The organism is Listeria fleischmannii subsp. fleischmannii LU2006-1, from assembly GCF_000344175.1.
Lineage (GTDB): Bacteria > Bacillota > Bacilli > Lactobacillales > Listeriaceae > Listeria > Listeria fleischmannii.
The window spans coordinates 15932-28703 of record NZ_ALWW01000038.1; the positions used below are offsets into that span (position 1 = coordinate 15932).

At 36.5% G+C, this 12772-nt stretch carries 8 protein-coding genes, 2 pseudogenes and 2 CRISPR repeat arrays; all 10 genes and pseudogenes read left to right on the top strand.

Annotation, left to right across the window (positions count from 1 at the left end):
• Positions 1–290: 290 nt before the first annotated feature.
• Positions 291–1187, top strand: a pseudogene (locus LFLEISCH_RS16520) (chromosome segregation protein SMC); the annotation flags it as partial.
• A 14-nt stretch (positions 1188–1201) separates the two neighbouring features.
• The gene (gene ftsY, locus LFLEISCH_RS11000) at positions 1202–2185 is read left to right on the top strand and encodes a signal recognition particle-docking protein FtsY (protein ID WP_007476466.1); all 984 of its coding nucleotides are present in this window, start codon (positions 1202–1204) and stop codon (positions 2183–2185) included.
• A gap of 99 nt (positions 2186–2284) precedes the next feature.
• Positions 2285–2617 carry a putative DNA-binding protein gene (locus LFLEISCH_RS11005; protein WP_007476468.1) on the top strand — a complete coding sequence of 111 codons (333 nt, stop codon included), beginning with the start codon at positions 2285–2287 and terminating at the stop codon, positions 2615–2617.
• Positions 2618–2628: 11 nt separating this feature from the next.
• Positions 2629–3987, top strand: a complete 1359-nt coding sequence (gene ffh, locus LFLEISCH_RS11010) for a signal recognition particle protein (RefSeq protein WP_007476470.1) — start codon at positions 2629–2631, stop codon at positions 3985–3987.
• 153 nt (positions 3988–4140) lie between these two features.
• Positions 4141–4967: a CRISPR direct-repeat array (repeat unit 36 nt; unit sequence GTTTTACAGTAGCTAAAATTCTGAGAGTACTAAAAC).
• A gap of 129 nt (positions 4968–5096) precedes the next feature.
• Positions 5097–6599 carry a type II CRISPR RNA-guided endonuclease Cas9 gene (gene cas9, locus LFLEISCH_RS16210; protein ID WP_007476473.1) on the top strand — a complete coding sequence of 501 codons (1503 nt, stop codon included), beginning with the start codon at positions 5097–5099 and terminating at the stop codon, positions 6597–6599.
• Between the two features lie 13 nt (positions 6600–6612).
• Entirely contained in the window at positions 6613–8364 is a 1752-nt protein-coding gene (gene cas9, locus LFLEISCH_RS16215) for a type II CRISPR RNA-guided endonuclease Cas9 (protein ID WP_077907981.1), read from the top strand.
• A gap of 185 nt (positions 8365–8549) precedes the next feature.
• A complete protein-coding gene (gene cas1, locus LFLEISCH_RS11020; protein WP_007476478.1) occupies positions 8550–9467 on the top strand; it encodes a type II CRISPR-associated endonuclease Cas1 in 918 nt (305 codons plus the stop codon).
• 59 nt (positions 9468–9526) lie between these two features.
• Positions 9527–9781 carry a CRISPR-associated endonuclease Cas2 gene (gene cas2, locus LFLEISCH_RS11025; protein ID WP_007476480.1) on the top strand — a complete coding sequence of 85 codons (255 nt, stop codon included), beginning with the start codon at positions 9527–9529 and terminating at the stop codon, positions 9779–9781.
• A complete protein-coding gene (gene csn2-St / locus LFLEISCH_RS11030; protein WP_007476483.1) occupies positions 9778–10839 on the top strand; it encodes a CRISPR-associated protein Csn2-St in 1062 nt (353 codons plus the stop codon). The genes cas2 and csn2-St overlap by 4 nt, the downstream gene beginning before the upstream one ends.
• Positions 10840–10900: 61 nt before the next feature.
• Positions 10901–11331: a CRISPR direct-repeat array (repeat unit 36 nt; unit sequence GTTTTAGTACTCTCAGAATTTTAGCTACTGTAAAAC).
• A gap of 476 nt (positions 11332–11807) precedes the next feature.
• Positions 11808–12772 (top strand): annotated as a pseudogene (locus tag LFLEISCH_RS15470) (Lmo1799 family Asp-Ala repeat surface protein); the annotation flags it as partial.

Genomic DNA, 12772 nt, shown 5'->3' on the forward strand with positions numbered 1-12772 from the left:
CCGATATGATGGAAAGAAGTAAAGTAGCAGAAAGCAAATTAAAATCCGACGAAGAAACATTGTCCAATTTAAAAGCGAAAATCGCGGTTCAAAAATCGGAATTAGAACAAGCTAAAACAGAAGTGAGTCGCGTTCAAGAAAACCTAGATGAAAATTATTTGCAAAAAGAAGAGCTTGAAAATAAAATTGCCGATTTAAAAAATAATTTATCGTCTGTTTCAATGAGTGAGACGGAAGCGGCTCGGCAAATCGAACGCACTAGGGGCGAAAAAGAAGCGGTAGCTTTACAAATTGAAACGCTAAACCGCAGTAAGGCGGAACTTCAGGCGGAAATTGCTGATTTGGAGGCGCAGACAGCGGAGCGAAATAATCAGGCGAGTTATTATTTAGAGCAAAAAAATAAAGCGGAAATTCAAATCGGGAAAGCGGAAGTCGATGTGCGAAACCGAACGGAACGCCTGATGGAAGCTTACATGTTGACGCCAGAAAGCGCGAAAGAAAAGCGCAGTGCGGAATTTGATATGGAGACACTTAGAAGTAAAGTACGGCTTTTAAAACGCTCGATTGATGAACTTGGCGTGGTAAATATTGGGGCCATTGATGAGTTTGAACGTATTAATGAACGGCATACTTTTTTAACTGGTCAACAAGAAGATTTGCTTAGCGCGAAAGAAACGCTTTTCCAAGTGATGGATGAAATGGATGAGGAAGTGAAAAAACGTTTTGGTGAAAGTTTTGAAGCCATTAAACGTGAATTTGCCATTACATTCCCAGAGCTTTTTGGCGGCGGACGTGCGGAACTTGTGCTACTTAATCCGGAAGATTTACTTACAACGGGTATTGATATCGTGGCGCAACCACCGGGTAAGAAGTTGCAAAATTTATCGCTCCGTTCTGGCGGAGAACGTGCTTTAACAGCGATTGCCTTACTTTTCGCGATTATTCGCGTTAGACCAGTCCCGTTCTGTATTTTAGATGAAGTAGAGGCGGCTCTTGATGAGGCAAATGTGGTACGTTTTAGCCGATATTTAAAACATTTTGAAGAAAATACGCAGTTTATTGTCATCACTCACCGCAAGGGAACGATGGAAGAAGCAGACGTTTTATACGGCGTTACGATGCAGGAATCGGGCGTTTCGAAACTGGTTTCTGTCCGTCTTGAGGAGACAGCCGAATTAATCAAGTAAAGGAGAACAAAGCGATGACTTTTTTCAAGAAACTAAAAGAAAAAATGACCGGCGAAAGCAAGGAAACGACCGAGAAATATAAAGAAGGTTTAAGCAAAACGCGTAAAAGTTTTTCTGGCAGATTAAACGAGATTATGGCGCGCTACCGCAAAGTAGACGATGACTTTTTTGAAGAAGTGGAAGAGGTTTTAATCGGGGCTGATGTTGGTTTTGAAACGGTTATGGAACTTGTTGATGAGCTTAAACACGAGGTGAAACTCCGCAATATCAGTGATCCGAAAGAGGTTCAGGAAGTCATTGTGGAAAAACTCGTAGATATTTATACGGGGGATGAGGAACTTGATGCTTCCGTTAATATTCAAAAGGATTTAACCGTCATTTTATTCGTTGGTGTGAACGGGGTCGGAAAAACAACGACCATCGGCAAACTCGCACATAAATATAAAGAAGAAGGCAAAAAAGTTGTCCTTGCAGCAGGCGACACATTCCGTGCCGGCGCCATTGACCAATTAGAAGTTTGGAGCGAGCGCGCAGGTGTTGATATTATCAAACATGCAGAGGGCGGCGACCCAGCGGCGGTCATTTTTGATGCGGTTATGTCCGCTAAGGCTAAAAATGCCGATATTTTACTTTGCGACACAGCAGGCCGACTTCAAAATAAGGTCAACCTCATGAACGAGCTCGAAAAAGTGAAGCGCGTCATTGCGCGTGAAATTCCAGATGCTCCGCATGAAGTCTTGCTTGTTTTAGATGCAACGACAGGACAAAATGCTTTTGTACAAGCCAAACAGTTTAAAGAAGCAACAGATGTTTCAGGAATTGTGCTCACCAAATTAGACGGCACCGCAAAAGGCGGAATCGTTATTGCGATTCGAAATGAGTTGGATATTCCAGTTAAATTCGTTGGACTTGGGGAAGGCATAAACGACCTCAAAAGCTTTGATGCAACGGAATATGTGTACGGACTTTTTGCGGATGTTATCGATGCAGAAAAATAAGCAAAATGCGGCCTAATTCGGAGGTCGCATTTTTCATCTGTTTAGTTGACATTCTTTGACTAAACACGTAATCTTAAAAGGGAGAAAGAGGTGTTTCGCTTGTTCGATAAAACGACTCGAATGAATTTACTATTTGATTTTTACCAAGGTCTACTCACTGAAAAACAAAAAGCGTATATTACACTTTATTATTTAGATGATTTTTCGCTTGGTGAGATAGCCGAAGAGTTCGAAGTAAGCCGCCAAGCTGTTTACGACAATATCAAGCGAACCGAAGAAAGTCTTGAAAACTACGAAAACAAACTAGGGATGCTAGAAAAATACACCCGTAGAGAAGACCTACTTCAAAAACTTTCCAAAATACTAGAAAACGAACCTTTTTATGATAAAAATATCGATTTACTTTTAAAAGAATTAAAAGAAATTGATTAGGAGGTAAAATTATGGCTTTTGAAGGATTAGCAGGCAGACTTCAAGAAACAATGAATAAAATTCGCGGAAAAGGAAAAGTTTCCGAACAAGATGTCAAAGAAATGATGCGCGAAGTCCGTTTAGCCTTACTAGAGGCAGACGTTAACTTTAAAGTGGTTAAAAACTTTATTAAAACAGTCAGTGAACGTTCAGTTGGTCAAGATGTCATGAAGAGCCTAACGCCGGGCCAACAAGTTATTAAAATTGTTCAAGAAGAACTTACCAATTTAATGGGCGGCGAGGAAAGCAAAATAGCGGTTTCTGAAAAACCACCAACAGTTATTATGATGGTCGGTCTTCAAGGTGCCGGTAAAACGACTACAACGGGAAAACTGGCTAACTTACTTCGCAAAAAACAAAATCGCAAGCCGCTTTTAGTAGCAGCCGATATTTATCGTCCAGCGGCAATTAAACAACTTGAAACACTAGGCAAACAACTTAATATCCCCGTTTTTTCATTAGGGGATCAAGTGAGTCCTGTAGAAATTGCCAAACAGGCTATCGAAAAAGCAAAAGAGGAACACTTAGATTATGTCATTATTGATACGGCCGGACGTCTTCATATCGACGAGGAATTAATGGGTGAACTTAAAGAAGTTAAAGAAGTGACAAACCCAGCCGAAATTTTACTCGTAGTGGATTCTATGACCGGTCAAGATGCCGTAAATGTAGCGGAGAGCTTCAATGAACAGCTCGGCGTAACAGGTGTTGTCTTAACCAAATTAGACGGCGACACACGTGGTGGGGCCGCACTTTCCATCCGCGCAGTGACCGGGAAACCTATTAAATTTGTCGGAATGGGCGAAAAGATGGAAGCTCTCGAAACTTTCCATCCGGACCGCATGGCTTCTAGAATTTTAGGAATGGGCGATGTCCTTTCTCTTATTGAAAAAGCACAAGTTGACGTGGATCAGGAGAAAATGCGTGAAATGGAGCGCAAAATGAAAGAAAACTCCATGACACTCGATGACTTCCTAGAACAACTTGGTCAAGTGAAGCAAATGGGCCCGCTTGATGAGCTACTGAAGATGCTACCTGGCGCCGGCAAAATGAAGGGCCTTGATAATATGCAAGTCGATGATAAACAACTTGGGCATATCGAAGCCATCATTAAATCCATGACTAAAAATGAAAAAGACAATCCTGATATCATCAACGCCAGCCGCAGAAAACGAATTGCAAGAGGCAGCGGACGCCCAATCCAAGAGGTAAACCGCCTCCTCAAACAATTTAATGAAATGAAAAAAATGATGAAACAAATGTCCGGCGGCATGGGCGGAAAAGGCAAAAAAGGCAAAAACCCTTTCGGCAATTTCAAAATGCCATTTTAATAAAGTGGCTACCCAAGCCAAACTAAAAACCATTTGCGTCTTCAAAATTAGATTTTGGAGACGCAAATGGTTTTATGATTTTCTAGGAAATGTATGGGAAATAAAATTTTGAGAGTACTAAAACCTTCCGAGCTTGATTTTTTTGATCAAGTTTGTTTACAGTAGCTAAAATTCTGAGAGTACTAAAACATCATCATGTATACAATTTCATCTTGAACAGTTTTACAGTAGCTAAAATTCTGAGAGTACTAAAACGAGTATTCGAGTCGTAATAAGGGCGAACAAGTTTTACAGTAGCTAAAATTCTGAGAGTACTAAAACCTATTGCTTGATGTATCGTGAATGTTGTCTGTTTTACAGTAGCTAAAATTCTGAGAGTACTAAAACCGTCCAGCCTTCTAAAAGTTGCTCTTTCCTGTTTTACAGTAGCTAAAATTCTGAGAGTACTAAAACACCATAGTCGAGTAAATCTTTAACTCCAGAGTTTTACAGTAGCTAAAATTCTGAGAGTACTAAAACGTGCTATGTAGTCAATCCCTTTTTTACGAGTTTTACAGTAGCTAAAATTCTGAGAGTACTAAAACACAACGAGGCGCGGCATCTACAACAGAGGAGTTTTACAGTAGCTAAAATTCTGAGAGTACTAAAACTGACAACGATAATGGTATAACCACATCTTTGTTTTACAGTAGCTAAAATTCTGAGAGTACTAAAACTTAACACTTGCTTGTAAATATCTGGAAATTGTTTTACAGTAGCTAAAATTCTGAGAGTACTAAAACTTCAAAACATACCCCTTCTTTACTGTTCTCGTTTTACAGTAGCTAAAATTCTGAGAGTACTAAAACACAGGCGTGAATCCTAAAGTAGTATCTTTAGTTTTACAGTAGCTAAAATTCTGAGAGTACTAAAACATAGCTACTTAGAATTCCGAACGGGGGAAAGTTTTACAGTAGCTAAAATTCTGAGAGTACTAAAACCTCAAATTCGTCAAAATGAGTTTTTAGAAACTACTTAGTTTTATTATAACATAAAACTATTTTATAGTAGCTTTATCGCTCTTTAAACTGTATAATTTAATTAGTACACAAAAGGAAGGGGAACATCATATGAAAAAATTGGTTTTAGGTTTGGATATTGGGGTTGCTTCTGTAGGATGGGGGATTATAGACGCTGAAAACGGTGATGTCCTAGATGCTGGGGTAAGGTTATTCAGTAGTCGAGATGCTTCAGAAAATGAAAGCAGGAGAACAAGTCGTCGCCAATCTAGACGTCTAAGCCGACGCAAAAAGCATCGTAGAGAAAGAATTAAACAATTACTTCTGGCGCATGATATGGATGTTTGTGATATTGTGAACGAAAATCCTTATCAGTTGAGAGTAAAAGGGCTAAATGAAAAGCTTGAAATATCAGAGATTTATGTGGCTCTGACACATTTGGCTAAGCGTCGGGGTGTATCTTATCTGGATGATGTCGTGGAAGAAGGCGGCGCGATTAAATCAGAACATTTAAATAAAAATATGGAAGAAATAAAAAGTGGGAAAATGCCTTGTGAAATACAATTAGAACGTTTTGAAAAATATGGTCAAGTCCGCGGTATGATTGAAATTAATCAAGATACCGAAGAGAGTAGTTTTCTTGTTAATATTTTCCGAACGAGTGATTACATAAAAGAAGCAAAAACCATTTTAGCAACACAACAAAAATTCCATAAACAAATAACGAATGAATTTATTGATGAATATATAAATATTATGGCCTCTAAAAGAGATTATTTCATAGGTCCTGGTAATGAGAAAAGTAGAACAGATTACGGTGTGTACAGAACAAACGGAGATACTTGGGATAATCTATTCGAAATACTTATTGGAAAGTGTAGCGTTTTTCCTGAAGAAACGCGAGCAGCTCGCTCTTCTTATGTGGCACAAGAATTTAATCTATTAAATGATTTGAACAACTTAAAAATTTCAAGCCTAGAATCGGGTAAGTTATCCACTAGCCAAAAGCATGATATTGTGGAGAAGGTTAAAAATAGTAAGAAATTTGGAACAAAAGATTTATTAAAGTATATTGCAAGCGTTTGCGAGTGTAAAATAGAAAATATAGATGGTTGTAGAAAAGATAAAAATAGAAAACCTATCATGCATACTTTCGAAAATTATCGGAAGGTACATAATGCGTTGAATGAGGCAGGAGTGGATTTGCGACTTTCTGAAGCTGATTATGATGAGCTTATGAAAATCATGACACTTAATTCAGAAACGTTAGAGATTAAAAAGCAGTGCAAAGAAAAATTACCCCACCTCACCGAAGATTACTTAAACGTTTGTCTAGTACTAAATAAAAAAGGGGCTTTTTCAGGTTGGCACGCTTTATCCCTAAAGGCTATGAAACTTATGATGCCAGAATTGTATGGAACAAGTAAAAATCAAATGCAGATTATTCATACCATGCAACTTGGTAAGGCCTATATAAAGCCTCTTAATCAACAAAAATATTTGAATAGTGAAGCCATACTTGAAGAAATCTATAATCCGATCGCAGCTAGAAGTATTAGGCAAACGATTAAAGTAACGAATGCGATTTTAAAAAAAATATGGTCCGTTAGATAGCGTCATCATCGAAATGCCTAGAGATTATCAGACGAGTGAAGATGAAAGAAAAATGATTGAAAAAATGCAGAAGGAGAACGAAAAAGAGAAAAAAGCTGCTTTAAAGCGAGCAAGAGAAGAATACCCTTTTCCGGACGAAGCTTTTCGAAATCATAAAGAATTAGCGACAAAACTGCGGTTATGGTATCAACAAGACCAGTTTTGTGTGTATAGTGGACGAAAAATATCAGTTGTGGATTTAGTTCGAAACCCAAATCAATTTGAAATTGATCATATTATCCCTCAATCCGTATCTTTAGATGATAGTTTAAACAATAAAGTGCTTTGCTTTTCAGAGGAAAATCAAAAGAAAGGGCAGCAAACACCATTTTATTATCACAAAGGTAAATCAGGTAACTGGACATATGAACAATATAAGCTATTTGTAGAAAAACTTTTTGATAAGAAGAAAATCTCAAATAAAAAAAGAGAATTGCTATTATTTGAAGAAGATATTAATAAATGGGATGTAAGAAGAGGCTTTATAGCTAGAAATCTTGTGGATACGCGCTATGCCTCAAGAGTCATTTTAAATAGTTACCAACAATATTTTGGAAACCATGAGATGGGGACAAAAGTTAAAGTAGTGCGAGGTAAGTTCACTTCCCAACTTAGAAAAAAATGGAAGATTTTTAAAGATCGTAATGAAAGTCATTCCCATCATGCCATTGATGCGCTTATTGTAGCGGCAACAGCTAATTTGCGCCTTTGGAAAAAGAATAAATTAGGAATTTCAGATGAAGGCAAAGTTTACGATAAGGAAACAGGTGAAATTTTACCTTTTGAAAAGCTAACGGCAAGTGAATACAATGAAATGATGAATAAAGAGCCTTATTTAAATTTTAAAACGAAACTGCAAAATATTGAAACAAAGGTGAAGTATTCCTATAAGGTAAGCAAAAAGGTTAATCGTAAAATTAGCAATGACACCATTTATTCAACACGTGAACGAGATGGGATTGACTATATTGTGGGTAAAATTAAAAATATTTATGACGTAAAAACATATAAAGATCAATTTCTAAAGCGTTATAAAAAAAATAAAGAACAATTTTTGATGTATCAACACGACCCACAAACTTTTGCTATTCTAGAAAGTATAATGGCTACTTATCCGGATGCCGAAAATCCTTTCTTAGCCTATAAAAAAGAACATGGTGTAATTCGGAAATATGCTAAAAATAAAGCAGGGGCACCAGTCACAAGTTTGAAATTTATTGATGGGGCTTTAGGGCAAAAAATTGATGTAACGTATAAAAATAAAGCGGCATTACCGAAAAATAAAAAAGTAGTTTTGCAATCTATAAAACCATATCGTGCAGATGTCTATTATGATGAAGGGAATAAAAGATACCATCTAATTGGTGTGAAATATAGTTTATTCTCTTTTTCCAAGCAAGGGTATGTAATTAATCCTATTGCTTATCAAAAACTTCTGGAAAAGGAACAAATTCATAGTGAAATGAAGTTTTGCTTTAGCTTATACCGTGAAGATATTATCGAATCTGGAGAAGATCCAGATAGTTTAACAAGATATCGTTTTTGGTCGAAAAATGAAAGTGGTAAGAATAAAATAGAGGTGAAGCCGATAGAAAAACCGAATTTTGAAGATCGGAAAGTAATAACGATTACTAAAAAAATAAAAATTTTAAATAAATATCAAACAGATGTGCTTGGAAATTCATTTAAAGCTCAGGAAGAAAAGGATCCACGTAGTATTGAATAATATCATGAAAATTAAATAAAGTTCTTGACTTTTAGTTAATAGGGAGATAAAATAAAAGTGCAAGGACGCTTGCACAGTAGCTAAAATTCTGAGAACCTACTGAAATAAGGCTTTATGCCGAAATCAGCTCTCCCACATTGTGGGGGAGCTTTTTTATTTTAAACATCCAGAAGGAGGAGAAAGTGATGACTTGGCGCACTGTATTGGTGAAAGATAGTGAATATATAAAATTAAAACTAGATAGCATAGTTATCTTGAAAGAGGAATATGAGTACGTGATTCCTCTAAGTGATATTTCAATTATTGTTCTTGAAGGCTTACAAACGACTGTCACAACAAGGCTTTTATCTGCTTTGACACGTTATAATATTAGTTTAGTTATATGTGACCATACATATACACCAACAGGGATTTATCATAGTTACAATGGTCATTCACGAGCTAGTAAGATGATTCAAGCACAAATAGCTTGGGAAGAAAAAATGAAAGGTGAATTTTGGCGAAACAATATTAAGCAAAAAATTTATGGGCAAGCACAAGTACTTTCTCTTGTTAAACCGGATATAGAGGCTATTCAAAAGTTGGAAAATTATATCACCGAAATCGATCACTATGATAAATCAAATCGAGAAGGTCACGCGGCTAAAGTTTACTTTAATGCCTTATTTGGTAAGGAATTTACGAGACAGGATGATGAACTGACTATTAATGCAGGACTGAATTATGGATATAGTATTTTTAGAGCACAAATTGCGAGGCTTGTAGTCGCTTACGGTTTACAACCTATGCTAGGGATTTTTCATCGGAGTGAATATAATCAGTTTAATTTAGTTGATGATTTAATTGAACCTTTTAGGCCATTTGTGGATGTATGGGTGTATGCAAATATGCGTGAAGAAAAATTTCTAACCTTTGAACATCGCTCAGCGTTAATTAACCTATTAAATTTACGTTCGAAATATAAAAACGGCCAGTATACACTTCTTGTGATTATGGAAAAATATATACAAGATTTTATTAGCTATATGGAAACAGGGGATTTAAGTAAAATTAATATGATTGATATTACAAGCTTTGAGGGGGCTTCAAAAAGTGAGGTATAACATAATGAGAATTATTTGTTTTTTTTGATTTACCAACTGAGACATTAAAGCAAAAAAGAATGTACCGTTATTTTCGGAAAACACTTATTAGTAATGGCTTTGAAATGCTTCAATACTCTGTATATGTGAGGACTTGTCCGAATCGTGTTTTTGCTAAAAAATTTTATAAAAGAATTACTGAAAAATCGCCTGGTGAAGGACACATTCGGCTACTGACTGTTACTGAAAAACAATTTGAAGATATGATGTTAATCATTGGTGAAAAAGCCAAGCAAGAGGAAAAAATCGGGGCTAATCGGATGGTGATTTTATGAGTACACTGACTTTTTCACATCCTAAATTAAAGCATATCGAAATGGGATTTTCGCAGCTAACACAAGTGGTTGGAGATAATACAGAATTAAAACAGCAGCTGTGGCAAAACATTTCATGGTATTTAAGTAAGCATAAATATTCTGAATCGGAACTAAGTATTTTAAATTATAATGAACCGCAAATTTGGGAAGATGGCCTTGATTTATCCAGAAGCAAGTTTCGAACTATTATTATAGAGTCTATTTCTGATATTCATGAATTACTAGGCGCAAATAAAGGAACTCCGACTTTCGATGTATTAAATCAGGTAATGAAAAATTTAGAAATATCCAAGAATATAGAAAAAATAAATCAAGAAATTATTCAAATTGAAAATCAATTAAATGCTAGCGAAGAAATTCAACAGTTAAATGAGGAGAAAAAATTCAAATGGAAGGTTGCCGTGGAAGAATTCAATTCTAAGATTTTGCTACAAAAAAATGTATCACTCATGCCAACATATGAAGAGAGATCATATGCAACGGAATATGTTGATGGGCTTACAAAATATATGTCTTTACTGGACTTATTAGAAATAAACCTTGAAAGTTCAAGTGAAATGATATTACTCATGATTAAAAATATTGATGATACACTAAGTTATCAGGAATATGAGGAAGTTATGAATTCCATGAAGCGACTTACCACTAAGCATCCTAACTTCTATTGTATGGTTTTCCCAAGCCAAATCGGATATGTTTATATTAGCGAGGAACATATTGAAAGTATATTAGTTGTAGGAGAAGAGGCTCATTCACTCGCGGATGGTCGTAATTTATATACACGTGTTTGTGCCTATTACCCAGATCAAACTATCCCTAGCTACAACGAATTTTTAGAGGCACTAAAAATTATTGCCCCTTATTTATTTACAAGCAAAAAACAAAGCATCCAAATGAATGTAAAAGAACTGGTTTTAATCAAAATAATTAATGAGCTATTCCAGTACTTTGACTTTATTCCAGTAGCAGTATTACAACATAGCCAACTAGAGTATGATTTTTTATATGAAAGCTGATAGATTTTATGATAAACTAAAATAACAGTAGTTTTTTTTAAAAATCTAAAACCAATTTGAGGTTTTAGTACTCTCAGAATTTTAGCTACTGTAAAACTACTTTAGCCAAAGCAGATGGTGCGTTTATGTTTTAGTACTCTCAGAATTTTAGCTACTGTAAAACTAGGGGATACAGGCGCTTTATTCGCTGTTAGTTTTAGTACTCTCAGAATTTTAGCTACTGTAAAACTTACTACAGGTGAATTTGAGTCGCTCAGCTGTTTTAGTACTCTCAGAATTTTAGCTACTGTAAAACTGTAGTTCTCGTCTTTATCATACAGTTGTAGTTTTAGTACTCTCAGAATTTTAGCTACTGTAAAACAGCACAAAAGAAGTGTTAAAGAGCAAGTGCGTTTTAGTACTCTCAGAATTTTAGCTACTGTAAAACTAGCATTGGCGAGCGTTCTCTACATTAGTGTTTTAGTACTCTCAGAATTTTAGCTATTGCAAATTATTAGATGTGATTGATCCTAATTTGAATAGTTTCATTATTCTCAGATATTCTTATGATTTCATGTAAATAAAAATGCTAGAAGCAGATTATTGCTGCTTCTTTATTGTATCCAAATAACTATTCCTAAATAGAACTAAAGTCTATCTACTATGTTCAAAAGCCTGATTTTATACAACTTTTTCTCTAATTAACCCCAAAAGTACTATTTTTGTCAGAAAGCTACTTTTTACTTTCTTTTTTTAGATTTACTCATTATATTTAAGTTAATCATCAAGAGCTTCTCTAATTAAAATAAAGGAGGGATGTAGAATTCTGAAAAATTAATATCGTGTTTTACAAAGGGAAGATGGTCGGTTTTTTGTAAATGTTGGGGGGACATAAACAAATCGCAAAGACAGGAAAGAAAAACATGAGAAACGCCCTTTCATTGATTTTCATTATTTCGCTTAAGGGATAGGCGATAGGGGGAAAAATGATGGGAAGAAAAAGTAAGGTGAATTACAAGAAAAGATTAAATGATGATCGGGCAAAAAAAGCAAAATTGATAGCGGCACTGGTTACTACCACAACGATGATGGTTTCTCCGGTATCGCTTAATTTTGATGGATTAAATTCAAGTATTCAATTGGGAGATATAAAAGCGGACGCAGCAACTATTGATTTATTAGGAAATTCAAATTTAAATCCGGTGTATGCGAATGGGAAATTAACTTTAACATTAACCGGAACCCAGCTTGCTGGGATTGGATTAGTCAGTAACTATTATACTTATTTTCAGTTACCACCTGAGTTAAGTAGTCTGTTATCTAATCCGAATATTCGCGCAAATACAACATTAGCTTATAGTATTCCAATTCTCCAGGTTGGACCAATCGGAGTTCCACCTCATACGGGAACTGTGACGGGCAATAATTTACTTATTGATACATCTAGAAATGCAATCGGAGCACAAATTTCCCATGGCCTAGCTTCTGTTGGTGTAGCAGCAACAAATACATTTACTTTAACAATAGATTTAGCAGCTCTAGGGGTTACCGCACTTCCTACGTCTCCAGATGGTCAATTGGAATTTGCAGCACGAAGCGGCGATAACTTTTTAGATGTGGATTTATTAACAAGTGGGGCTGCTAGTGGAACGCTGGATACAGATGTTGGGGATGCCGACGCGGATGCTGATGCGGATGCTGATGCTGATGCGGATGCCGACGCTGATGCTGATGCTGACGCCGATGCCGATGCTGATGCTGATGCGGATGCTGACGCCGATGCTGATGCGGATGCTGATGCTGACGCCGATGCGGATGCGGACGCTGATGCTGACGCCGATGCTGATGCTGATGCTGATGCGGATGCTGACGCTGACGCCGATGCGGATGCCGACGCGTGAYGCGGATGCTGAGTGACTGACGCTGACGCTGACGCCGATGCGGATGCGGATGC